Here is a 23990-nt window from a genome sequence, read left to right as displayed (position 1 = left end):
TCATGGGCGTGCGCGCGTGTGCGTGTGCGCGAGGCCGGATTGTAGGCAGGCTGCCAGCGATACTCGCGGCGGTCCGCCAAAAGAAAGAACCATGAGCAAGTCACTGATCATTGCCGAGAAGCCGAGTGTTGCGCAGGACATCGTGCGCGCGCTGACGCCCCAGTCGGGCAAGTTCGAGAAGTACGACGAATACTTCGAGAACGAGCATTACGTCGTCAGCTCGGCGGTCGGCCATCTGGTCGAGATCAAGGCGCCGGAAGAGTTCGACGTCAAGCGCGGCAAATGGAGCTTCAACAATCTGCCGGTGATCCCGCCGCATTTCGACCTGAACCCGATCGACAAGAGCAAGGGCCGGCTCAATGCCCTGGTCAAACTGATACGCCGCAAGGACGTCACCAGCCTGATCAATGCCTGTGACGCGGGCCGCGAAGGGGAGCTGATCTTCCGCCTGATCATTCAGTACGCCGGCACGGCCAAGGCCGCGATCACCAAGCCGGTGAGCCGGTTGTGGCTGCAGTCGATGACGCCGCAAGCCATCCGCGATGGCTTCGACAAGCTGCGCAGCGACAAGCAGATGCTGCCGCTGGCCGATGCCGCGCGCTGCCGTTCCGAGGCCGACTGGCTGGTGGGGATCAATGGCACGCGGGCGATGACGGCCTTCAACTCGCGCGATGGCGGTTTCTTCCTGACCACGGTGGGCCGGGTGCAGACGCCCACCTTGTCCATCGTCGTCGAGCGCGAGGAGAAGATCCGCAAGCACGTCTACCGCGACTACTGGGAGGTGCGCGGCAGCTTCGACGCCGTCGCCGGCCAGTACGAGGGCAAGTGGTTCGACCCCAAGTTCAAGAAGGGCGAGGACGCCGAGGCGCGCGCCGACCGGCTGTGGAACAAGGCCGATGCGGACGCGATCGCCGCCGCCGTGCAGGGCCAGCCGGCCAGCGTGAGCGAAGAGAGCAAGCCCACCACCAGCAGCTGCGGCGGGCTCTACGACCTGACCACCTTGCAGCGCGAGGCCAATTCGCGCTTCGGCTTCTCGGCCAAGACCACCTTGAGCCTGGCCCAGGCCCTGTACGAGAAGCACAAGGTGCTGACCTACCCGCGGACCGACTCGCGCTTCCTGCCCGAGGACTATCTGGCCGTGGCCAAGCAGACCGCCGAGATGATCGCCAGCGAGGACCTGCCGGGTCCGCTGCGCGAGCTGGCGGCGCATGCCAAGACCGCGATCAAGAACGGCTATATCAAGCCGACCAAGAAGGTCTTCGACAACGCCAAGGTCTCGGACCACTTCGCCATCATCCCCACCTTGCAGGCGCCCAAGAGCCTGACCGAGATCGAGGCCAAGCTCTATGACTTGGTGGTCAAGCGCTTCCTCGCGGTGTTCTTCCCGCCGGCCGAGTTCCAGGTGACGACGCGGATCTCGACGGTCAAGGCCCAGATCAACGGGGACAGCAAGGAGTTCAACTTCCAGACCAATGGCAAGGTGCTGGTCAAGCCGGGCTGGCTGGCCGTCTATGGCAAGGAAGTCCAGGAGGACGATGCCAATCTGGTGGCGGTGGCGCCGGGCGAGCTGGTCGCGACCGAGAGCGTCGACGTCAAGGCCCTGCAGACCAAGCCGCCGGCCCGCTATACCGAAGCCACCTTGCTGTCGGCGATGGAAGGCGCGGGCAAGCTGATCGACGACGACGAGCTGCGCGAGGCCATGGCCGAGAAGGGCCTGGGCACGCCGGCGACGCGGGCCGCGACCATCGAAGGCCTGCTGACCGAGAAATACATGCTGCGCGAGGGCCGCGAGCTGATCCCGACGGCCAAGGCCTTCCAGCTGATGACCTTGCTGCGCGGCCTGGATGTGCAGGAGCTGACCCGCCCCGAGCTGACCGGCGACTGGGAGTTCAAGCTTGCCGAGATGGAGAAGGGCCGGCTGGAGCGCGACGCCTTCATGGCCGAGATCGCCGCGATGACCGAGAAGGTCGTGCAAAAGGCCAAGTCCTATGACCGCGACACGATTCCGGGCGACTACGCGACCCTGAAGACGCCGTGCCCGAAGTGCGCCGGCATCGTCAAGGAGAACTACCGCCGCTTCACCTGCACCGGCAAGGACGGCGCCTCGGAGGGCTGCGGCTTCTCGATCGGCAAGATCCCGGGCGGCCGCAGCTTCGAGCTGCACGAGGTCGAGAAATTCCTGGCCGACAAGAAGATCGGCCCGCTGGAAGGCTTCCGCTCCAAGGCCGGCTGGCCCTTCACCGCCGAGCTGGCCCTGGTCTATGACGAGGAGATCAGCAACTGGAAGCTGGAGTTCGACTTCGGCGAGGATGCCAAGAAGGCCGAGGGCGACGGCGAGCCGGTCGACTTCGGCGGCCAGGAATCGCTGGGCGCCTGCCCGAAGTGCCAGGGCCATGTCTACGAGCACGGCAGCAACTACGTCTGCGAGCACGCGGTCGGCGCGGCCGTCACCTGCGACTTCAAGAGCGGCAAGATCATCCTGCAGCAGCCGATCGAGACGGGCCAGATGCGCAAGCTGCTGGCCGAGGGCAAGACCGAGCTGCTGGAGAACTTCGTCTCGAACAAGACCCGCCGCAAGTTCAAGGCCTTCCTGGCCTATGACAAGAAGGAGGGCAAGGTGATGTTCGAGTTCGAGCCGCGCGCCGCCAAGGTGCCGGCGGCCAAGAAGGCGGCCGCGAAGAAGGCCACGGCCAAGAGCTAGGCGGCTAAGCGGGGGCTAGCCCCTCGCCGCGCAGCACCGGCTCGGCGGCCAGGCGCTCGCGGGCGAAGTCCACAAAGGCGCGCACCTTGGCCGGTGCGCGCCGCCCGGCCGGGTAGACGATGTGCACCGGCACCGGCGGCAGCTCATGCTCGGCCAGCACGATGGACAGGCGCCCGGCGCGCAGGCCCTCGGCCGCCTGGTAGGCCAGGCAGCGCGTCAGGCCCTGGCCGGCCTCGGCCGCGGCGATGCTGACCTCGTTGTTATTGCTGACCCAGGCGACGCGCGGATGGGCCACCTGGCCGTCGCGGAAGCGCCAGGGCTTGGGCGTCAGCGCATCGAAGGAAAAACCGATGGCCTGGTGCCGTGCCAGGTCTTGCGGGGTCTGCGGCCGGCCCTCGCGGGCCAGATACTCGGGCGAGCCCACCACCAGGCGCCGCAGGCTGCCCACCGGCAACGCGGTCAGGCCCGAGTCGGGCAGGTGGGCGATGCGCACGGCGACATCGATGCCCTCGTCGAGCAGATGGACCAGGCGGTCGACGAAGAGGCTGCGCAGCTGCACGCGCGGCTGTGCGCGCAGAAAGTCCGCGATCAGCGGCGCCACATGCAGGCGGCCGAACATCTGTGGCGCGGTGATCGCCAGCAGGCCCTGAGCCTCGCCCTGCACGCCGGCCGCCGCGCGCTCGGCCTCGTCCAGCTCGGCCAGGATGCGGCGGCAGTCCTGCAGAAAACGCTCGCCGGTCTCGGTCAGCCGCACCGAGCGGGTGCTGCGCTGCAGCAGCAGCACGCCCAGCCGCCCCTCCAGCGCCGCGATCGCCCGGGTCACGGCCGGCGGCGAGCAGTCCAGGCGGCGCGCGGCGGCGGCAAAGCCGGCCGCATCGGCCACGGCCACAAAGGCGCGCAGGCTTTGCAAATGGTCCATTGTTTCGAGCGGCGTAATTCTGAAAGCCTGACTATCGGTATTCAAAACGGTATTGGCAATAGATAAGGTCAAGCCTCCTCACAACGGAGTCTTTGATGACCGCGATCACCCCACCCCTGCGTCTGTACCGCCTGGCCGCCTCGGGCCATTGCCACCGGGTCGAGCTGATGCTGAGCCTGCTGGGCCTGCCCTATGAAGTCGTTCATGTCGATCTGCTGGCCGGCGAGCAGCGCCGGCCCGAGTTCCTGGCGCTGAACCCGCTGGGCCAGGTGCCGGTGCTGGTGGACGGCGATCTGGTGCTCAGCGACAGCAACGCCATCCTGCTCTATCTGGTCTTGCGCTATGCGCCCGACAGCCATTGGCTGCCGAGCGGCCCGGTGGGCACGGCACGGCTGCAGCGCTGGTTCAGCCTGGCGGCCAGCTGGCTGGACGGCGTGGCCGGCGCGCGCTTCGCGGGCCTGGTTGGCCGGCCGGTCGAGGAGCGCAGCCTGGTGCAGGGCCGCCATCTGTTCGCCTTCATGGAGGCCGAGCTGCAGAACCGCGACTGGCTGCTGGACGGTGCCGCGCCCAGCCTGGCCGATATCTCGCTCTACAGCTACAGCTCGCAGGCGGGGCTGGGCGGCCTGGCGCTGGATCCCTACCCGCGCATCCGCGCCTGGCTGGCCCGGGTCGAGGCCTTGCCCGGGTTCATTGCGCTGCCGGATCGTCTGTGATGGCCGCCCCTTCTTCATCCGCAGCCGGTACCTTCCATGCCGGTGAGCAGGCCTTGCAGGCCCGGGTCGGTCTGCGCGAGCGCCTGGCCGAGATCGCCCCGGTGGTGCTGCGCGACCACATGCCCGACCAGCACCGCGAGCTGTTCGAGAAGCTGCCGACCCTGCTGCTGGGCAGCCTGGACCCGCAGGGCCGGCCCTGGGCCACGATGCTGGCCGGGCCGCCGGGCTTTGTCCGCACGCCGGACGCGCGCGCCATGCACCTGGCCGTCGTGCCTGATGCCGGCGACCCGGCGCTGGCCACGCTGGCCCCCGGCGCGCCGGTGGGCGTGCTGGGCCTGGAGCCGCACACGCGGCGGCGCAATCGGATGAACGGCCGCGTGCGCGCCTTCGACAGTCAGCAAGGCCTGGCGCTGGCGGTCGAGCAGAGCTTCGGCAACTGCCCCAAATACATCCAGGCCCGCCGGCCCGAGCCGCAGCCACCGGGCGTTGCGGTGCCGGTCTGGCTGGGCCCGGGGCTGGACGCCGCCGCCCGCGCGCTGATCGCGCGCAGCGACACCTTGTTCATCGCCAGCGCCTCGGCACCCCGGCCCGAGGGCGGGCCCGAGCAGGGGGTCGATGTCTCGCACCGCGGCGGCGAGCCGGGTTTCGTGCAACTGGCGCAGGGGGAGGACGGCGCCCTGCTGCTGAGCCTGCCCGACTACCCGGGCAACCAGTTCTTCAACACCCTGGGCAATCTGAGCCTCTATCCGCAGGCCGGTCTGCTCTTTGTCGACTACGCAGGCGGCGGCCTGCTGCAGCTGCAGGCCGAGGCGGAACTGCTGTGGGACGACGAAGTGGCGCGAGCCCCCTGGCCGGGGGCGCAGCGGGTCTTGCGCCTGCGGGTGCAGCGGGCGGTCTGGCGCGCGGCGGTGCTGCCCTGGCGCTGGAGCGCGCCCGAGCCGGCGGCGCAGTTCGGGACGCTGCGCGCGCAGCCGGGCTGAGCTTGGCGGGGCCTTGGCTAGTGGTTTACGCTGATGTTTTTTAAGAATGCTACAAATATATTAACAACAACAGCAGTGAAAACACAGCAACACAGGAGCAGCAGCCATGAGCCATCAACCCCGCTGGACCGGCATCTTCCCGGCCGTCACGACCAAGTTCTTCGCCGATGAACGCATCGACGCCGAAGGCACGGCCCGCCATATCGACTTCCAGATCCGCAACGGCATCCACGGTGTCGTGACCTGCGGCTCGCTGGGCGAGGCCAGCACCCTGAGCCTGGAAGAGAAGCTGGAGGTGGCCCGCATCGCGCTGGACGCCGCTGGCGGCCGGGTGCCGGTGCTGGCCAATGTCTCGGAGACCAGCACCCGCGAGGCGCTGCGCTATATCGAGGGCGCGAACAAGTTGGGCGTGGCCGGCTATATGGTGATGCCCTCGGTGATCTATGTGGCCGACGCCCGCGAGGCGATGCTCAATGTGCGCACCATGGCCGAGGCCGCGCAGAAGCCGGTGATGGTCTACAACAACCCGGTGGCCTACCGCGTCGATCTGAAGCCGGAGCATATGCAGGAGTTGGCCGACTGCCAATGGATCGCCGCGATCAAGGAAAGCACCGGCGACATCCGCCGCATCACCGATCTGCGCAATACGCTGGGCGACCGCTACCAGCTCTTCCTGGGCGTCGACGATCTGGCCTATGAGGGCCTGGCGCTGGGCTGCGACGGCCTGCTGGCCGGTGTCGGCTGCGCCTTCCCGCGCGAGACCGTCGCGCTGTTCGACCTGATGAAGGCTGGGCAGTGGGCCGAGGCGCTGAAGCTCTATCAGTGGATGACGCCGATGCTGCATCTGGACGTGTCCAACAAGCTGGTGCAGAACCTGAAGCTGATCGACGCGCTGGTGGGCGTGGGCAGCGAGCATATGCGCCGGCCGCGCCTGCCGCTGATCGGCGAGGAGCGCGCCTTCGTCACCGCCGTGGTCGAGAAGGCGCTGGCAACGCGCCCGGCCCAGTACCGCTCGGTGGCCTGATCAGAGCCAGGCCCGCACGATGAACGACGCTGCTGCACCGCGACACCTCTGGGCCCGCCGGGTGCAGCAGGCCTCCGCCGCCGTCCTGAAGCTCGAACGTCTGGCCTTGATGGGCCTGATGGGCGGGCTGACCCTATTGATACTGCTGAACGTCGTGACCCGCTACAGCGGCGTGCCGATCTACTGGGTCGACGAGGCGGCGGTCTATCTGGTGGTCTGGCTCTGCTTTGTCGGCGCCTCGGCAATGACAAGGCTGCGGCTGGACTTCGCGGTCAGCCTGCTGACCGACCATCTCGGCGAGCGCAACGCGCGCCGGCTCAAGGCCCTGGCCACCTTCGGCGTGCTGTGCTTCGGGCTGGCGATGCTGGCGATGTGCTGGCTGTGGATGGACCCGGTGGGCATTGCCCGCTACGGCTTCGATGCCAAGGAGTATGCGGCCGAGAGCTTCAATTTTCTCTACACCGAGCGCACCCAGACGCTGAACTGGCCGACCTGGATCGTGCAGTCCATCCTGCCGCTTTTCGGCCTGACGTTCAGCCTGCATGCGGCGGCCAATCTGGTCGAGGACCTGGGCCTGCGGCCGCGTGCCGAGGTCAAGGGCTTCGATATCCACAACGCTGAAGAAGCGGTGAATTGAGATGCTGACCGGCGCCTTCTTCCTCTTCGTGATGCTGGTCGGCGTGCCGATCGGCGTCTGCCTGTGCCTGGCCGGCATCGTCTATATCTACAGCAACGGCAATACCGTGCTATTGCAGTCCTTTCCCAGCCAGATGTTCGGCGGGGTCGACAGCTACGGCCTGATCGCGATTCCGCTGTTCATCCTGATCGGCGAGATCATGAGCAGCGGCGGCATCACGCGCCGCCTGGTGGAGCTGGCGATGGCCTTTGTCGGCTCGGTGCGCGGTGGCCTGGCCTATGTCAACATCCTCGCGAACATGATGGTCTCGTCCATCATCGGCTCGGCCACGGCCCAGGTCGCCATCATGTCCAAGATCATGGTGCCGGAGATGGAGAAGCAGGGCTATGACAAGACCTTCGCGGCCGGCGTCACCGTCTATGGCGGCATGCTGGGCCCCATCATCCCGCCCTCGGTGATGTTCGTGGTCTACAGCGTGCTGGCCCAGGTCGCGGTCGGCGACATGCTGACCGCCGGCATCCTGCCGGGCATCGTGCTGACCCTGCTGTTCTTTGTCGTGATCGCCTGCATGGGTGTGATCTACAAATACCCGCGCAGCGAGCGCAGGACCCTGCGCGAGCGCGCCCGCACCGCGCTGGCCGCCTCGCCGACGCTGCTGATCCCCATCGTCATCGTCGGCTCCATCCTCGGCGGCTTCGCCAACCCGACCGAGGCGGCGGCGGTTGGCGCGGTCGCGGCGGCGCTGATCGGCCGCTATGTGACGCGCGAGTTCCGCTTCGGCATGCTGCCGGCCATCCTCTTGCGCGCGGCGGTCTACTCGGCCATCGTGCTTTTTCTTGTCGCCGCGGCGGCCGTGTTCTCCTGGCTGCTGATCTACGGCAAGGTGCCGCAGGCGGCGGCGGCGTGGATACAGACCGTGGCCAAGGACCCGGTCAGCTTTCTGCTGCTGGTCAATGTGATCCTCTTGATCATCGGCACCGTGATCGACGGCATCCCCGGCCTGATCATGACCGTGCCCATCCTCTTGCCTATCGCCACCGAGGTCTACGGCATCGACCCGCGCCATTTCGGCGTGGTCGTCGTCGTCAACCTGGTGCTGGGCCTGATGTCGCCGCCGGTGGGGCTGAGCTTCTTTGTCGCGGCCGCCGTGACCGGCGCCAAGCCGGGAAAGATGTTCATCGTCACGCTGCCGTTCTTCGTGATCTGCTGCGTCGCGCTGGTGCTGCTGTCGCTGTTCCCGAGTCTCTCGCTCGCTCTCCTGAACTAACACCCGAAAGGTCCTCGCCATGACTCTGCTGACCCGTCGCCAACTCGTGCAAGCCGGTGCCGCGCTGGCCGCCCCCGCCTTCATCGGCCAGGCCCGCGCCCAGGCCAAGGAATTCCGCCTCGGCCTGATCACGCCGGCCGGCCATTCCTGGAACCGTGCCGCGCTGGCCTTCGGCGAGAGCATCAAGAAGGAAAGCAACGGCCGCCTGTCCGTCACCGTTTTCCACTCGGGCCAGTTGGGCAACGAGTCGGCGATGATGCAGCAGCTGCAGACCGGCGCGCTGGACATGGGCTGGATCCAGGCCGCCGAGCTGGGCTCGCGGGTCGCTAGCGTCGCGGCCATCAACGCGCCCTATCTGGTGCGCTCGACCACCGACGTCGCCAAGCTGGTGCGCCACGAGGCCGCGCTGAAGCTCCTGGACGTGCTGCCGCGCGAGACCGGCACCATAGGCCTGGGCTGGGGCATCACCGGCATGCGCGTGGTGTTCTCGACCAAGGAGATCGCCGGCGTCAAGGACATCAAGGGCATGAAGCTGCGCATCAACCCGACGCCGGTCTACCGCGACTTCTACCAGTCGCTGGGTGCCGCCCCGACGCCGATCCCGACGCCGCAGGTCTTCGACGCGATGGCCAACGGCCAGGTCGACGGGCTGGAGGCCGATATCGAGTTCTCGTGGAACCAGCGCTTCGACAAGGTGGCCAAGAGCATGCTGCAGATGAATGCGCTGTTCATGCCCTTCGCGCCGCTGGTCTCGGGCCGCATCTGGCAGGGCCTGGATGCCAAGGACAAGGAGTTGATACGCGGCCTGGTGCGCCAGAGCCTGGACGCGCAGATCAAGGACATCGTGACCACCGAGCTGGGCCTGATCGAGAAGTTCAAGGCCGTGCCCTTCGCGATCAGGACCGAGCCGGGCCTGGACACCCAGGCGCTGATCAGCGACTTCGACAAGCTCTGGCTGCCCAAGGCGCCGCAGATCGCCGCGCTGCGCAAGGTCGGGGCCGCGCTGTGAGCCTGGCGATCAGCGGTGAGCAGCTGATAGGCGCCGCAGCGAAGCGCGGCACCGCCGGCGAGATCCAGGCCTGGAGCCCGATCCGGGGTCAGGTCTTGCCTGAGACCTTTGGCGGCGGCGATGCGGCCGATGTCGAGCGGGCCTGCGCGCTGGCGCGCGCCGCCGCCGATCCCTGGCGCCGCAGCCTGCCCGAGCAGCGCGCGCGCTTGCTGGAAGCCATCGCCGAGGGGCTGCTGGCGCTGGGCGATGTGCTGATCGAGCGCGCGCATCTGGAATCGGCCCTGCCCGTCGCGCGGCTGCAGGGCGAGCGCGGCCGCACCGTCGGCCAGCTGCGCCTGTTCGCCCAGGCCCTGCGCGACGGCCACTGGAGCGCTGCGACCCTGGACTCGGCCCTGCCCGAACGCGCGCCGCTGCCGCGTGCCGATCTGCGCTCGCACAAGATCGCCATCGGGCCGGTCGCGGTGTTCGGCGCCAGCAATTTTCCGCTGGCCTTCTCGGTGGCCGGCGGCGACACGGCCGCCGCGCTGGCGGCCGGCTGCCCGGTCATTGCCAAGGCCCATCCGGCCCATCCCGGCACCTCGGAGCTGGTTGGCCGCGTGATCCAGCAGGCGGTGCGCGAGCTGGGCCTGCCCGAGGGCCTGTTCTCGCTGCTGCACGACGCCGGCACCGCGCTGGGCCAGGCCCTGGTCGCGCATCCGGTGATCCAGGCGGTCGGCTTCACCGGCTCGCGGCGCGGCGGGCAGGCCTTGATGGCCGTGGCCCAGGCGCGGCCGCAGCCGATTCCGGTCTATGCCGAGATGAGCGCGATCAACCCGGTCTTTCTGCTGCCGGCGGCGCTGGCAGCGCGGGCCGAGACCATTGCCCAGGGCTTCGCCGATTCGCTGACCCTGGGGGTCGGCCAGTTCTGCACCAATCCCGGCCTGCTGGTCGGGCTCGATGGCCCTGATCTGCAGCGCTTTGTGGCGGCGGCCGTGCCGCTGCTGGCCGCCAAGCCGGCCGGCACCATGCTGACCCCGGGCATCCAGTCGGCCTTCGAGGCCGGCGCCGCGCGGCTGCGCGAGCAGCCCGGCGTCGAAACCCTGGTGCAGGGCGCGGCCCAGCTTTGCGTCGCCGATGCCGCGCGCTTCATCGCCAATCCGCTGCTGCATGACGAAGTGTTCGGCCCCGCCGCGCTGCTGCTGCGCTGCCGCGATGAGGCCGAGCTGCTGGCGGTGACCGAGGCGCTGGAGGGCCAGCTGACCGCGACCCTGCAGCTGGATGCGGCCGATACGCAGCTCGCCCAGGCCTTGCTGCCGGTGCTCGAACGCAAGGCCGGGCGCATCCTGGCCAATGGCTTCCCGACCGGGGTCGAGGTGGCGCCCGCGATGGTGCATGGCGGCCCCTGGCCGGCCAGCAGCAGCGCGGCCCATACCTCGGTGGGCACGGCCGCGATCGAGCGCTTTCTGCGCCCGGTCTGCTATCAGGATCTGCCGGCCGAGCTGCTGCCGCCGGCGCTGCAGCCGCACAACCCGCTGGGCCTGTGGCGGCTGCGCGATGGCAAGCCCTGTCCCCCGGAGGGCTGAACATAGGCGACACTTGGCAGCCGCTGCGGCGTTAAGGGAGAGGCATGGCCTGGCTGCCAAGAACATTCAGTATTCAGACGCGCTTGATCGCCGGCATTGCGCTGGCCACCACGGTGCTGGTGGTGCTGATCGCCTGGTATTGGACCGCACGCGAGGAGCGTGAGCTGACGGCGGCGCTGGACCGGCGCGCGGAGCGCATGAGCCAGATGGTGGCGCGTGGTTTCGGCGGGCCGATCTGGAATCTGGACACGGTGGCGGTGGCCAATCTGCTTGATGCGGTGATGGCCGATCCCGAGGTGCACGAGATCGAGATCAAGGCCGTGGGGGTCGAGGCCGAGCCTATGCTGCGGCGTCGTGACACGGCGCTGGTGCAGCCGTTGGAGCGCCAGGTCGACATCCTGCATCAGGCCTCGCCGCAAAGCCCGGCCAATGCGGTCGGCCGGGCGCGGCTGGTGTTCAACCGCGAACAGGTGCTGGTCAGCGTGGGCCAGACCCGCCAGCTGGTCGGCAGCCTGCTGGCCGCCGTGCTGGCGGCCATCGTCGTGACCAGCTACTGGCTGGTGCATCGCCTGGTCAGCTGTCCGGTGATGGCGCTGGGCGGCCTGGCGCGGCGGGTGGCCGGTGGCGATCTGGGCGCCACATTGCCGGTGCAGCGCGCCGATGAGCTGGGCCAGCTGACCGAGCAGTTCAACCGCATGAGCGTGCAGCTCAAGGCCTCGTCCGAGGGCCTGCGGCGCAGCGAGGAGCGCTATCGCAGCCTGTTCGAGAACGCCACCGAGGGCATTTTCCAGGCCGATGGCCGCGGCCGGCTGCTGAGCGTCAACAAGGCGCTGGCCCAGATGCTGGGCTATGCGAGGCCCGAGCAGGCGCTGGCCGGCACCGTCAGCCTGCGCCGGCTGGCCGGGGTCGAGCTGGCCGAGTTCAAACGGGTCGCCCATGCGCTGCAGCGCCATCGCGTGCTGCAGCAGGTGCCGCTGCTGATCAGCGGGCGCGAGGGGCGTCAGCTCTGGGTCGAGTTGAGCGTGCACATCGTCGCCGACACCGATGGCCTGGGCCCGCGCATCGAGGGCATGCTCAGCGACATCTCGCAGCGCCGCCTGGCCGAGCAGGAGCTGACCCGCCACCGCGACCATCTGGAGGAACTGGTGGCCGAGCGCACGCTGGAGCTCAACCAGGCACGGCTGCGCGCCGAGGGCGCCAACCAGAGCAAGAGCCGCTTCCTGGCGACGATGAGCCATGAGTTCCGCACGCCGCTGAACGCCATTCTGGGCTTCGCCCAGCTGCTGCAGATGGACACCAGCCTGAGCACGCCGCAGCAGGGCAAGATCAATCTGATCCGCGATTCCGGCGAGCATCTGCTGAGCCTGATCTCGGACCTGCTGGACATGGCCAGCATCGAGGCCGGCCGGGTGCGGCTGATGCCCACCGTGGTCGATCTGCGCGGCCTGCTGGAAGTGGCCTGCGACAGCCTGCGGCCGCGCGCCGAGGAGAAGCAACTGCAGTTCCGGCTCGAGATCGACGCCGAGCTGCCGGCGCGGGTGCGCCTGGATGGCCAGCGCCTGCGCCAGGTGGTGCTGAACCTGCTGTCCAACGCGATCAAGTTCACCGATGCCGGCGAGGTCTCGGTGCGCGCCCGGCTGCTGCATCAAGACCCCAGCGCGGCGCGCATGCGGGTCGAGGTGATCGACACCGGCATCGGCATGGACGAGGCCCAGATGGCCCGGCTCTTCAAGCCCTTCGAGCAGGTCTCCGAGATCGACCGCCGCGACGGCGGCACCGGCCTCGGCCTGTCGATCAGCCAGCAGCTGATGCGGCTGATGGACAGCGAGATCAGCGTCAGCAGCGCGCCGGGGCAGGGCAGCTGCTTCAGCTTCGAGCTGGAGATGGCGCTGCAGTCCTGAGGCTTGTTCGCTACGCGAGTTCCACAACAGGCGCCGGGCCGGGCCGGCGCGATACTCGCTGCCTATGTCCTGGATGATTTTCTACAAGCTGCTGGCGATCTTCATCACGGTGGCGATCGGCTGGTTCGTCGGCCGCATGCGCTGGCTGGGCGACGCCTCGGCCGGCGGCAGCGGGGGGGACCCGGCCAAGGTCTTGTCGGCGGCGGCCTTCTACCTCTTCGTGCCGGCCTTGCTGTTCCGCACCACGGCGCGGGTCGATTTCGACAGCCTGCCCTGGCTGACCCTGAGCGCCTTCTTCGGCCCGCTGATGCTGCTGATCCTGCTGATCTATGGCGTGCAGCGCTGGCGCGGCGCCGGTCGCGAGGAGCCGGCCCTGCCTTGCGTGCAGGCCATCACGGTGGGCTTCGGCAACACCTTGCAGGTGGGCGTGCCGCTGGCGGCCGGCATCTTCGGCGAGGCCGGGCTGGCCATCCACATCACCGTGGTCAGCCTGCATGCGCTGCTGATACTGACCCTGCTGACCCTGCTGGTCGAGCATGACCTGGCACGCGCCCGGCCCGGCGCCAGCCTAGGCCGCACCTTGGCGCTGACGGTCAGGAACACCGTGATCCATCCGGTCGTGCTGCCGGTGGTGGCCGGCCTGTTGTTCAATGCCTCCGGGCTCACGCTGCCGGCGGTGCTGGACGAGGTGCTGCAGCTGCTGGGCACGGCCGTCGTGCCGCTGTGCCTGACGCTGATCGGCATGTCGCTGGCCTATTACGGCTGGCCCTCACGCTGGCGCGGCGCGCTGTCGCTGGCGCTGCTGAAGCTGTTCGCGCTGCCGGCCCTGGTGCTGCCCATCGCGCATTGGGGCTTCGGCCTCAGCGGCATGCCGCTGGCGGTGATCGTGATGCTGGCGGCCCTGCCCACCGGCTCGAATGCACTGATCTTCGCCCAGCGCTACCAGACCCGCGAGGCCGAGGTGACCGCCGCCACCGTGCTGTCCACCGTGGCCTTCGTGCTGAGCGCGCCGCTGTGGCTGGCCATCGTGACCCTGTTTCCTTGAACCTGCTGCCACCATGAGTCAAGACCCGACCCTTGTCGTTTCGGCCGCCGAGCTGGCGCCCGAGCAACTGCACCAGGCCTTTGTCGGCGCCTTTGCCGACTATCTGATCGGACCCTTCCAGACCACGCTGGCGCAATGGCCGGGCCTGCTAGCCCGCCAGGGCATCGACCTGGAACTCAGCCGCGTGGTGCTGGAGGGCCGGGATCGCCAGATCCTGGCCTTCGCCTTCGTCGCGCCGCGTCCCGAGAGCGGGCGCTGGCGGCTGGCGACGATGGGCGCGCTGCCGGTCGCGCGCGGCAGCGGTGCCGCGGCGCGCCTGCTCGACGATGTGCTGGCGCGCGCCCGCGCCGCCGGCCTGGCCGAGGCCGAGCTGGAGGTGTTCGCGCAGAACGAGCGGGCGCTGCGCCTGTATCGCGGCCGCGGCTTCGAAACCCTGCATGAGCTGCACGGCTACCAGGCGCTGCCGGGCAGCGTCGCTCCGGCGGCCTGCGAGTTCCGTGCGCTCGAGCACGAGGCCGCGCTGGCCTGGCTGCGCGCCGAGGCCCAGGCCCGGTTGCGCGATCTGCCGCTGCAGGTGACGGCCGCGTCGCTGCAATCGGCCACTGGCATGAGCGCCTGGCAGAAGGGATCGGCCCAGCTGGTGTTCTCGCGACCCGACGATGCCACGGTGGTGGTGGGCAGCCTGATCGACTGGCAGCCCGCGCAGACCGATGCCCGCGCCCTGCTGCAGGCGCTGCGCGCCGAGTTCCCGCAGGCCACGCTGCGCGTGCCCCAGCTGCAGCGCCTGGACCTCGGGGGTCAGGCCCTGCGCGAGCTGGGCTTCAAGACCCTGCCCCTGCATCAGCTGCTGATGCGTGCCAAGCTCTGATGCAGGAGACCTGCTGCGATGAACCACTGGCCCGATACCCGCATCCTCGATCTGTTTGGCATCGAGTTGCCCATCATCCAGGCGCCGATGGCCGGACCCACCTTGCACGAGATGGTGGTGGCCGTCTCGGAGGCCGGCGGCCTGGGCTCGCTGCCCTGCGCACTCTTGAGCCCCGCCCAGCAGCGTGAGCAGCTGGCGCTGATCAGGGCGCAGACCGCCAAGCCTATCAATCTGAACTTCTTCTGCCACCGCCCGCCCGCGCCGGATGCCGAGCGCGAAGCCGCCTGGCGGCAGCGGCTGCGCCCCTACTACCTGGAGCTGGGCCTGGACCCGGACGGCCCGGCGCCGGCGTCGAACCGTCAGCCCTTTGACGCGGCCAGCTGCGAGTTGATCGAGGCCTTCCGGCCCGAGGTCGCGAGCTTCCATTTCGGCCTGCCCGCGCCAGAGCTGCTGGCCCGGGTGCGCGCCAGCGGCGCCAAGATCATCGCCTCGGCAACCACGGTGGCCGAGGCGCGCTGGCTCGAAGCCCAGGGCGTGGACGCCGTCATCGCCCAGGGCTTCGAGGCCGGCGGCCATCGCGGCCATTTCCTGGCCGACGAGATCGACACCCAGGTCGGCACCTTCTCGCTGCTGCCCCAGGTGGTCGACGCGGTGCGCGTGCCGGTGATCGCCGCCGGCGGCATTGCCGACCCGCGGGGCATCCATGCCGCCTTTGTGCTGGGCGCGGCCGCCGTGCAGATCGGCACCGCCTATCTGTTCACGCCCGAGGCCCATCTGGCGCCGCCGCACCGCGCCGCGCTGCGCAGCGAGCGCGCCGAGCAGACGGCGCTGACCAATCTCTTCACCGGCCGGCCGGCGCGCGGCATCGTCAACCGTCTGATGCGAGAAGTCGGCCCGATCTCGACCCTGGCCCCGGCCTTCCCGACCGCCGGCGGCGCTTTGGCGCCGCTGCGCGCGGCCAGCGAGCCCAGAGGGGATGAAGGATCGGGCGACTTCATGTCGCTGTGGTCGGGACAGTCGGCGCGGCTGGCGCGCGAGGGCTTGGCTTCGGGTGAGCTGACCCGCTGGCTGGCCGAGCAAGCGCTGTTGCGCATGGGGCGATGAGCCCATCGGCGAGAATCGAGGCATGCGTGATGACATCCAGACCCTGATGCAGACCCTGGGCCGCCAGGCCCGTGCCGCCGCCACCTCGATGGCCGCCTCGCCCACCGCCGCCAAGAATGCCGCGCTGCTGGCGCTGGCGCGCCGCCTCGGCGAGGCCGGCCCGGCGCTGCGGAAAGCCAACGAGCGCGATCTGGAGGCGGCGGCCGGGCTGGACGCGCCCATGGTCGACCGGTTGAGGCTGACCGATAAGGTCATCGCCACGGTCGCCGAGGGCTGCGCGCAGATCGCCGCGATGCCCGATCCGATCGGCGAGATCAGCGGGGTCAAGCGTCGCCCCAGCGGCATCAGCGTCGGCCAGATGCGTGTGCCGCTGGGCGTGTTCGGCATGATTTACGAGAGCCGCCCCAATGTGACCATCGAGGCCGCGTCGCTGGCGATCAAGAGCGGCAACGCCTGCATCCTGCGCGGTGGCTCAGAGGCCTTGCATTCGAATCTGGCGCTGGCGCAAATCGTCGGCGATGCGCTGGCCGAAGCCGGCCTGCCGCGCACGGCCGTGCAACTGGTCGGCACCACCGACCGCGCCGCGGTCGGTGCGCTGATCACGATGCCGGAGTTCGTCGACGTCATCATCCCGCGCGGCGGCAAGGGCCTGATCGAGCGCATCAGCCGCGAAGCCAAGGTGCCGGTGATCAAGCATCTGGACGGCAACTGCCACAGCTATGTCGATGCCGAGGTCGAGCTGGGCCTGGCGCTGCGCGTGGTCGACAACGCCAAGACGCAGAAATACAGCCCCTGCAACGCGACCGAATCGCTGCTGGTGCATGCCGAGCAGGCGAGCGAGTTCCTGCCCCGCATCGGCGCGATCTTCGCTGCCAAGGGCGTCGAGATGCGCGGCTGCCCGCGTACGCTGGCCCTGCTGGGCCCGCTGCAAGGCGGCCTGGCCGGCGCCAAGCTGGCGGCCGCCACCGAGGCCGACTGGAGCGAGGAATACCTGGCGCCTGTCATCAGCATCAAGGTGGTCGACAGCCTGGACGAGGCGATTGCCCATATCAACCGCTACGGATCGCACCACACCGATGCGATCCTGACGACCAACCATCCGAACGCGATGCGCTTTCTGCGCGAGGTCGATTCGGCCAGTGTGATGGTCAATGCCAGCACCCGCTTTGCCGACGGCTTCGAGTACGGTCTCGGCGCCGAGATCGGCATCTCGACCGACAAGTTCCACGCCCGCGGACCGGTCGGGTTGGAGGGGCTGACCTCGATGAAGTGGGTGGTGCTGGGGCAGGGCGAGGTCAGGGGCTGATTCGCAGCAAGAGCGCGTGATCCGATCGGCGTGAGCAGCGCCGATCCTTTGTGCAGGGGATGACGTCGACCGACGCTCATCACTCCAATCGGCACATTCCAACAAGGAGTGTGCGATGAGCAATAACTTCATCCTCGTCAGCGACGGCCGAGCGCTGGCTGCAGTGCAGAAGCAGCTGAGCAAATACCTGCCTGGGCTGGATGCCCGGCTGTTCCCGTTCAGCGAGCACCAAGCGATTCTGCGCGCCGCGCTGCTGCATGCCTTGAGCATCGAATACCCGTCGGTGCCGCTGGCCCAGATGCTGACGGTGCTGGGCGTGGCCGAGCTCAAGCCCGTTGCCGACGAAACCTCGGCGATGATTCTGGCTGGCCGCGATGCGATCGATCTGCCGGCCCGCCCCCAACCCTCGGCGGCCTCGCGCGCCGCCGATGTGGCCGCCGGCCATGACTGGCATCTGTTGCAGACGCGCCTGCCCGAGGCCTGGGCCTTGCTGGGCGGCCCCGACACGATAGCCTGGGGTTCGACCCGGGTCGGCCAGATCGACACCGGCTATACCCGCCATCCGGTGTTCGGCTTTGATGCAGGCCCCTGGCTGGACACGGGCAGGGGTGAGACTTTTTTCCCTGCGACGCAGGGGGTGGAGCCGGTGGTGCAGCCCGAACCGGGTGGGGGTCAGGACAATGGCGGCGGCGTGTCAGCCGGCCACGGCACCCGCATAGGCGGCACGATCTGCGGCTGGGATCCGGCTGCCGCTGGCAGTGCCTACTACGGCGCTGCACCCAAGGTGGCGCTGATCCCGGTGCGCATCACCGACATCGTCTGGATCAATCATGCGCAGCGCGAGTTTGCACAAGCTGTGCGGCATCTGGTGCGCGAAGGCGTCGGTGTGATCAATATCAGCTTGGGTGTGTTCTTCGGCTTCATGCGGCCCGAGCTGCGCCGTGCGGTCAACGAGGCCTATGAGGCCGGTGTGATACTGGTCTGCGCGGCGGGCAACCATGTGAACTCGGTAGTCGGCCCGGCCCGGCTGGCGCGCACCGTGGCCGTGGCCGGCGTGACCCGTGAGGACCGGCCCTGGAGCGGCAGCAGCTACGGGCCGGAAGTGGACTTCAGCGCGCCGGCCGCCGATCTGCGGCGTGCCTCGGTCAAGGGCACGAGCAAGTTCAGCTATGGCTTTGGCGGCGATGGCACTTCCTATGCGACCGCTCTGAGCTCGGGCACGACGGCGCTGTGGCTGACGCACCGTGCCGCCGAGATCTCCGCCGCCTATGCGCAGCCCTGGCAGCGCGTCGAGGCCTTCCGCCACCTGGCTCGCAGTACCGCACGCCGCCCGGCGATCTGGCAGGACGGCGCCTTCGGCAGCGGCATCCTGGATGCGGCCGCCCTGCTGGCGGCACCGCTGCCGGCCGCCGCCAATCTGCAAGCCATGCCCAAGGCCTGAACCATCATGAACACCTCTTCCGCACCGCGACAGCTGATCCTGCTCTGCGACGGCACCAACAACAACCTCACCGGCGGCCATGCCGATACCAATGTCGTCAAGCTCTGCGAGCTGCTGAAAGCCGCGTCGCCCGACGGTCGGCGCCTGCTGCACTACGACCCCGGTGTCGGCCACGCAGGCGGCCTGCCGGGTGCCACCGGCTGGGATCGGCTGAAGCGCCGCATGGAGCGCCTGGCCGGACTGGCTTTTGGCGGCGGCGTCTACGAGAACATGGCCGAGAGCTATCTCTTCCTGATGCGCAACTACCAGCCGGGCGATCAGATCTTCATCTTCGGCTTCTCGCGCGGGGCCTTCACCGCGCGCAGCATCGCTGGCCTGGTGAACCAGTTCGGCGTGCTGCAGTCGCATATGGAGTCAATGCTGCCGACCCTGCTTCATGTGTACTTTGCTGACCGCGGTGATCGCCGGCGCTGGGACGAAATCTCCGCACAGGCGGCAAGGCTGTTCACCGATGAGCGCGAGCGTGAGGTCGACATCGAGTTTGTCGGGGTTTGGGACACGGTGGCCTCGGTCGGCATGTGGCCCTTCGGTGCCAAGTTCAGCGCGCTGCCGAAGCCCGAGGGCAAGGGCTTCATCCATGTGCGCCAGGCGCTGGCTCTGGATGAGCATCGCCTCCAGTTCATGCCGCGACTCTATGCGCGTGACAACGGCCCGTTCATGAGCCGCAGCGGCCGTGAGGGCAGCCTCGTTCAGCTTTGGTTCCCTGGCGCGCATTGCGATGTCGGCGGTGGCTATCCGCCTCCCGATGCCGCGCTCAGCGACGCGGCCCTGGCCTGGTTGACCAGCGAGGCCGTGCTGTGCGGACTGCGCCTGGACGATGGAGCGGGTCGAGCTCTGGACAGCGAAGCCCTGCTGATGCGGCGCCTGTCTGAAATCGCCGAGCCCGTCCTGCCTACTGGGCGCCGTTTGTTGGCTCATAGCGAGCTCTGCCGCACGCCTTGGTGGGCCTTGAGCGGCATGAGCGTGCGCGACACGACGAGGGTCGTGATGGACAACGGAGATCAGATGGTGCTGCAGCCGCAGGCCCATACGCCGGAACCTGCATGCGTTGTCGACAGCTGCTGGTCGGGCGCACGCACCCCGGTTCTGTTCTGGTACAGCCTGGGCCTGCTGCCCTTGATCGTGCTGGCGCTGGGCCAGTTGCTGTACGGCGCACCGGACACCGGCTCGCTGTCGGGCGATCTGCGGGAAAGCTTGGACAAGGTGCTGGCCTATCTGGGCAGCAATGCGGACTTCCAGCGCTGGCAGCTGAGCTTTTGGCAGTTCGGCCAGGGCGCACAGAACTTTGCTTCGCCGCGATGGGCCTTGTTCTGGGATCTTGGCCTGATCGTCTGCTATTCGATCCCGTTCAGCTGGCTGGCAGCGCATGCGTTTGCGAAAAAGGTCGGGCGGCGCCATGCGGGCGATGGCGACCGGCCAGGGCTGAACAAGCTGGGCCTGGCTCTGCCGCTGGCGGTGTTTGCCGACCTGGGCGAAAACCTCTGCGGCCTCTTGTGCATCACAGCCTCGGTCAATCAGGTCGAGTTGCTGGCGGGGCTGCTGCACCTGCTGATGGCCATCTGCTCCTTGCTGAAGTGGCTAGGCCTGGCGGGGCTGCTCGTGCTGGTGTCCGGCATAGGACTGCCCACGCTTCGGTCCGAGCCGATGGCCGTAGCTCAGCCTCGCAGATGACAAGCCACCCAATGCCCGTCGCTGCTCTGCTTCAGCGGCGGTGACTCGCTGCCGCACAGCGGCATCTGCTTGATCGGGCAGCGGGTGTGGAAGTGGCAGCCCGAGGGGGGCTTGATCGGGCTGGGCACATCGCCCTGCAGCATGATGCGTTTGCGCTTGACGGTGGGGTCGGGAATAGGCACCGCCGACAGCAGGGCCTCGGTATAGGGGTGCAGCGGCCGGCTGTAGAGCTCGCGGGCGCTGGCGATCTCGACGATGCGGCCCAGGTACATCACCGCGACGCGCGTGCTGGTGTGCTCGACGACCGAGAGGTCATGGGCGATGAAGAGATAGGTCAGATTGAATTTGGCCTGCAGATCTTCGAGCAGATTGATGACCTGGGCCTGGATCGACACGTCCAGCGCCGACACCGCCTCGTCGCAGACGATCAGCTTCGGGCTGACCGCCAGCGCGCGGGCGATGCCGATGCGCTGGCGCTGGCCGCCGGAGAACTCATGCGGGTAGCGGCGCAGATGGTCGGCGGACAGGCCCACGGTCTCTAGCAGTTCGACGATGCGGCCCTCGTAGTCGGCCCGGTTCTTGGCCAGCTTATGGATGGTCAGGGCCTCGCCGACGATGGCGCCGACCGTCATGCGCGGGTTCAGCGAGGCATAGGGATCCTGGAAGATGATCTGCATATCGCGCGCCAAGGCGCGCAGCTCGCTTTTGCCCAGGGCCGTGACCTCGCGGCCATCGAACCAGACCCGGCCCGAGCTCGGCTCGATCAGGCGCAGGATGCAGCGGCCGGTGGTCGACTTGCCGCAGCCCGACTCGCCGACCAGGCCCAGGGTCTCACCGGCCATCAGCTCGAAGCTGACACCGTCGACCGCATGCACGCGGGCCTGCTCGCGGCCCAGCAGCCCGCCCTTGATCGGGAAGTGCTTGACCAGGTTCTCGACCTTCAGCAGCGGTGTGGTGCTCATAGAATGCAGGCGACCTTGTGGCCGGGCGCGATCTCGCGCAGCGCCGGCGTGGCCTGGGTGCAGGCGCTGCTGGCGTATTTGCAGCGCGGCGCGAAGCGGCAGCCCTCGGGCGGATTGATCAGCTTGGGCACCGTGCCGGCAATCGCCTCCAGGCGGACCTTGTGGGTGGCGGCCAGGTCGATGCGCGGGATCGAACGGATCAGGCCCTGGGTGTAAGGGTGGCGCGGGTTGGCGAACAGCTGCTCGACCGTGGCCTCCTCGATCACCTTGCCCGCATACATCACCACGACCCGCTGCGCGACCTCGGCGACCACGCCCATGGCATGGGTGATCAAGAGGATGCTCATGCCCAGCCGCGATTTCAGCTCGGCCAGCAGCTCCAGGATCTGGGCCTGTATCGTCACGTCCAGCGCGGTGGTCGGCTCGTCGGCGATCAGCAGCTGCGGATTGCAGCTCAAGGCCATCGCAATCATCACCCGCTGGCGCATGCCGCCGGAGAACTGGTGCGGATAGTCGCGCACGCGGCGCTCCGGCGTCGGGATATTGACCAGGCGCAGCATCTCGACCGCGCGGTCCATCGCATCGCGCCGGTTCAGCCCCTCCTGCAGGCGCAGCACCTCGGCGATCTGCTGGCCCACCGTGTAGACCGGGTTTAGCGAGGTCATCGGCTCCTGGAACACGATGGCGATCTGCTTGGCGCGGATGCGTCGCATCTCGCTCTCGGGCAAGCTCACCAGGTCGCGGCCCTGCCAGAGTATCTGCCCGGCGACGATGCGGCCCGGCGGCATCGGCAAGAGCTTGAGCACACTCATCGCGGTGACCGATTTGCCGCAGCCCGACTCGCCGACCACGCAGACCGTCTCGCCGCGTTGCACCGTCAGGTCGACACCATCGACCGCATGCAGCCAGCCGGCATCGGTGGCGAAGTGGGTCTTCAGGCCGCGGATGTCGAGCAGCGGTGCGTCGGTGCTCATCACATTACCTTGCGCGGATCGAGGGCGTCGCGCAGACCGTCGCCGATGAAGTTGATCGTCAGCACGGCCAGAAAGATCGCCAGGCCGGGGAAGAGGGCCCAGTGCGGCGCGATGTCCAGATAGTCCTTGGCATCGAAGAGGATGCGGCCCCAGGTCGGAATGTCGGGCGGGAAGCCCAGGCCCAGAAAGGACAGCGTCGACTCGGCAATGATGGCGGCCGCCACATCGATGGTGCCGGCCACGATCACCGGGCCCAGCGCATTGGGCAGGATGTGGCGGGTGACCTGGCGCGGCGTGCTCGCGCCCAGGGCCCGCGCCGCCTCGACGAACTCCTTCTCGCGCAGCGAGAAGAACTGCGCCCGCACCAGCCGCGCCACCGGCATCCAGCGGAAGCCACCGATCACGACGACGATCAGGATGAAGACGCCGACCTCGGGGCCGAAGGTCTCCTTCAGCCCGTCGCGGAACAGATAGATGATCAGCAGCAGCAAGGGCAGCTGGGGCAGCGAGAGAAACAGATCGGTCAGCCACATCAGCGCCGCGTCGACGCTGCCGCGCGAGATGCCGGCGATTGCGCCGATCAGCACACCGACGATCACGGCCATCAGCATCGCCGCCAGACCCACGGCCAGCGAGATGCGGCCGCCGTAGAGCAGGCGGGCCAGCAGGTCCTGGCCCAGATCGTCGGTGCCCAGCGGGTGGGCCAGCGAGGGGCTCTTGAGTCGGGCCGTGAAGTCGATATCGTTGATCGCGACCGGCCAGAGCCAGGGCCCGACCAGCACGGCCGCCACCATCAGCAGCAGGATCACCAGACTGAGCATGGCCATGCGGTGGCGCTTGAAGCGCCGCCAGGCCTCGCCCCAGGGCGAGACATGGGCGCTAGCGGTAGCTGATGCGGGGGTCGAGCCAGCCATAGAGCAGATCGGCCAGGAGGTTGAAGAAGATCACCAGGCAGGCGAACACAAAGGTCACCGCCATGATCACCGGCGTGTCATTGGCCAGGATGGCGCTGATCAAGAGCGAGCCGATGCCGGGGATGCGAAAAATCTGCTCGGTGACGATGGCGCCGCCGAACACCGCCGGCATCTGCAGCGCCACCAGGGTCACGACCGGGATCAGCGCATTGCGCAGCACATGCTTGATCACGACCCCGCCCTCGGAAAGGCCCTTGGAGCGGGCCGTGGTCACATAGTCGAGCTTGATCACGTCCAGCACCGCCGAGCGCACATAGCGGGTCCAGCTGGCGCCCTGGAACAGGCCCAGCACGGCCACCGGCATGATGGACTGCTTGAGGTGTTCCCACCACCAGGCCCAGCCCGTGGCCGCGATATCGGCACGGTAGACAAAGGGCAGCCAGTCGAGCTGGATCGAGAACAGCAGGATCAAGAGCAGGCCGGTGAAGAAGGTCGGCAGCGAGAAGCCGACGAAGGCCAGGGTGTTGGCGATCTGGTCGAAGACCGAGTAGGGTCGGGTCGCGGCATAGACACCCACCGGTATCGCGATCAGCAGCGCGAGGATCTGCGAGCTGCCGATGATGACCAGGGTGGTCGGCAGGCGCTGCAGTATCAGCTGGTCCACATCGACGCGGCTGACGAAGGAGAAGCCCCAGTCGCCCTGGAACATCGCGAACAGCCAGCGGAAATAGCGCTGCCAGACGGGGTCATCGAGGCCGAACTTGGCGCGCAGCATCTGGCGCACCTCGGCCGGCACATTCGGGTTGGTGGCCAACTCCTCGAAGGGGTCGCCGGGCGCCAGCGCCAGCACGGTGAACAGCACGACGCTGATGCCCAGCAGGCTGGGCAGCGCGTAGAGCAGACGGCGCAGCAGGTATTGGAACATTCAGTGG

Annotated in this window: 20 protein-coding genes; 15 read left to right on the top strand and 5 right to left on the bottom strand. The window is 68.3% G+C overall.

The genetic code is table 11. The features are described from left to right. Nucleotides 1-91: 91 nt before the first annotated feature. The gene (locus O5M90_RS13455) at nucleotides 92-2701 is read left to right on the top strand and encodes a DNA topoisomerase III (protein WP_269839149.1); all 2610 of its coding nucleotides are present in this window, start codon (nucleotides 92-94) and stop codon (nucleotides 2699-2701) included. Nucleotides 2702-2705: 4 nt separating this feature from the next. Here O5M90_RS13455 and O5M90_RS13450 read toward each other — a convergent pair whose 3' ends face one another. After that, complete coding sequence (locus tag O5M90_RS13450) at nucleotides 2706-3620, bottom strand: LysR substrate-binding domain-containing protein (RefSeq protein WP_137944227.1); 915 nt, start codon at nucleotides 3618-3620, stop codon at nucleotides 2706-2708. Between the two features lie 95 nt (nucleotides 3621-3715). Here O5M90_RS13450 and O5M90_RS13445 point away from each other — a divergent pair, with 95 nt between their 5' ends. From O5M90_RS13445 to O5M90_RS13380, 14 genes are all read left to right on the top strand, one after another. Further along, a complete protein-coding gene (locus O5M90_RS13445) occupies nucleotides 3716-4333 on the top strand; it encodes a glutathione S-transferase family protein (protein WP_137944226.1) in 618 nt (205 codons plus the stop codon). Then, entirely contained in the window at nucleotides 4333-5313 is a 981-nt protein-coding gene (locus O5M90_RS13440) for a pyridoxamine 5'-phosphate oxidase family protein (RefSeq protein ID WP_440402090.1), read from the top strand. Before O5M90_RS13445 ends, O5M90_RS13440 begins: the two co-directional genes overlap by 1 nt. 106 nt (nucleotides 5314-5419) lie before the next feature. Further along, nucleotides 5420-6337 carry a dihydrodipicolinate synthase family protein gene (locus O5M90_RS13435; protein ID WP_269839147.1) on the top strand — a complete coding sequence of 306 codons (918 nt, stop codon included), beginning with the start codon at nucleotides 5420-5422 and terminating at the stop codon, nucleotides 6335-6337. 19 nt (nucleotides 6338-6356) lie between these two features. Continuing rightward, the gene (locus tag O5M90_RS13430) at nucleotides 6357-6974 is read left to right on the top strand and encodes a TRAP transporter small permease (RefSeq protein ID WP_262969069.1); all 618 of its coding nucleotides are present in this window, start codon (nucleotides 6357-6359) and stop codon (nucleotides 6972-6974) included. A gap of 1 nt (nucleotide 6975) precedes the next feature. After that, nucleotides 6976-8241, top strand: coding sequence for a TRAP transporter large permease (locus O5M90_RS13425; RefSeq protein WP_137944222.1), 1266 nt, complete (start codon nucleotides 6976-6978; stop codon nucleotides 8239-8241). Between the two features lie 19 nt (nucleotides 8242-8260). Further along, entirely contained in the window at nucleotides 8261-9250 is a 990-nt protein-coding gene (locus tag O5M90_RS13420) for a TRAP transporter substrate-binding protein (protein WP_269839146.1), read from the top strand. Between the two features lie 2 nt (nucleotides 9251-9252). Next, nucleotides 9253-10812 carry an aldehyde dehydrogenase (NADP(+)) gene (locus tag O5M90_RS13415; RefSeq protein ID WP_269840072.1) on the top strand — a complete coding sequence of 520 codons (1560 nt, stop codon included), beginning with the start codon at nucleotides 9253-9255 and terminating at the stop codon, nucleotides 10810-10812. A gap of 44 nt (nucleotides 10813-10856) precedes the next feature. After that, the gene (locus O5M90_RS13410) at nucleotides 10857-12713 is read left to right on the top strand and encodes an ATP-binding protein (RefSeq protein ID WP_137944220.1); all 1857 of its coding nucleotides are present in this window, start codon (nucleotides 10857-10859) and stop codon (nucleotides 12711-12713) included. Nucleotides 12714-12777: 64 nt separating this feature from the next. Continuing rightward, nucleotides 12778-13758 (top strand): AEC family transporter, encoded by a 981-nt coding sequence (locus O5M90_RS13405; RefSeq protein ID WP_440402087.1) that lies wholly within the window; start codon nucleotides 12778-12780, stop codon nucleotides 13756-13758. Between the two features lie 13 nt (nucleotides 13759-13771). Then, complete coding sequence (locus tag O5M90_RS13400) at nucleotides 13772-14626, top strand: GNAT family N-acetyltransferase (protein WP_269839144.1); 855 nt, start codon at nucleotides 13772-13774, stop codon at nucleotides 14624-14626. An 18-nt stretch (nucleotides 14627-14644) separates the two neighbouring features. After that, nucleotides 14645-15730 carry an NAD(P)H-dependent flavin oxidoreductase gene (locus O5M90_RS13395; RefSeq protein ID WP_440402085.1) on the top strand — a complete coding sequence of 362 codons (1086 nt, stop codon included), beginning with the start codon at nucleotides 14645-14647 and terminating at the stop codon, nucleotides 15728-15730. A 22-nt stretch (nucleotides 15731-15752) separates the two neighbouring features. Next, nucleotides 15753-17036 (top strand): glutamate-5-semialdehyde dehydrogenase, encoded by a 1284-nt coding sequence (locus tag O5M90_RS13390; RefSeq protein ID WP_269839143.1) that lies wholly within the window; start codon nucleotides 15753-15755, stop codon nucleotides 17034-17036. A gap of 115 nt (nucleotides 17037-17151) precedes the next feature. After that, the gene (locus tag O5M90_RS13385; RefSeq protein ID WP_440402084.1) at nucleotides 17152-18477 is read left to right on the top strand and encodes a S8/S53 family peptidase; all 1326 of its coding nucleotides are present in this window, start codon (nucleotides 17152-17154) and stop codon (nucleotides 18475-18477) included. Between the two features lie 6 nt (nucleotides 18478-18483). Beyond that, a complete protein-coding gene (locus O5M90_RS13380; RefSeq protein WP_269839140.1) occupies nucleotides 18484-20208 on the top strand; it encodes a T6SS phospholipase effector Tle1-like catalytic domain-containing protein in 1725 nt (574 codons plus the stop codon). Here the strand turns inward: O5M90_RS13380 and O5M90_RS13375 are convergent. Genes O5M90_RS13375 through O5M90_RS13360 form a run of 4 tightly spaced genes read right to left on the bottom strand, consistent with a single transcriptional unit; the run spans nucleotide 20193 to nucleotide 23983 of the window. Then, complete coding sequence (locus O5M90_RS13375; RefSeq protein WP_440402081.1) at nucleotides 20193-21170, bottom strand: ABC transporter ATP-binding protein; 978 nt, start codon at nucleotides 21168-21170, stop codon at nucleotides 20193-20195. The genes O5M90_RS13380 and O5M90_RS13375 overlap by 16 nt on opposite strands. Next, nucleotides 21167-22144, bottom strand: coding sequence for an ABC transporter ATP-binding protein (locus tag O5M90_RS13370; protein WP_269839139.1), 978 nt, complete (start codon nucleotides 22142-22144; stop codon nucleotides 21167-21169). Before O5M90_RS13370 ends, O5M90_RS13375 begins: the two co-directional genes overlap by 4 nt. Beyond that, nucleotides 22144-23058, bottom strand: a complete 915-nt coding sequence (locus tag O5M90_RS13365; RefSeq protein WP_269839138.1) for an ABC transporter permease — start codon at nucleotides 23056-23058, stop codon at nucleotides 22144-22146. The genes O5M90_RS13370 and O5M90_RS13365 overlap by 1 nt, the downstream gene beginning before the upstream one ends. Beyond that, nucleotides 23024-23983: an ABC transporter permease gene (locus tag O5M90_RS13360; protein WP_137944212.1), complete on the bottom strand. Its 960-nt coding sequence runs from the start codon at nucleotides 23981-23983 to the stop codon at nucleotides 23024-23026. The genes O5M90_RS13365 and O5M90_RS13360 overlap by 35 nt, the downstream gene beginning before the upstream one ends. Nucleotides 23984-23990 lie beyond the last annotated feature (7 nt).

The organism is Paucibacter sp. M5-1, assembly GCF_027498415.2.
GTDB lineage: Bacteria > Pseudomonadota > Gammaproteobacteria > Burkholderiales > Burkholderiaceae_C > Roseateles_E.
This window is presented reverse-complemented; position numbering and strand designations above follow the sequence as displayed.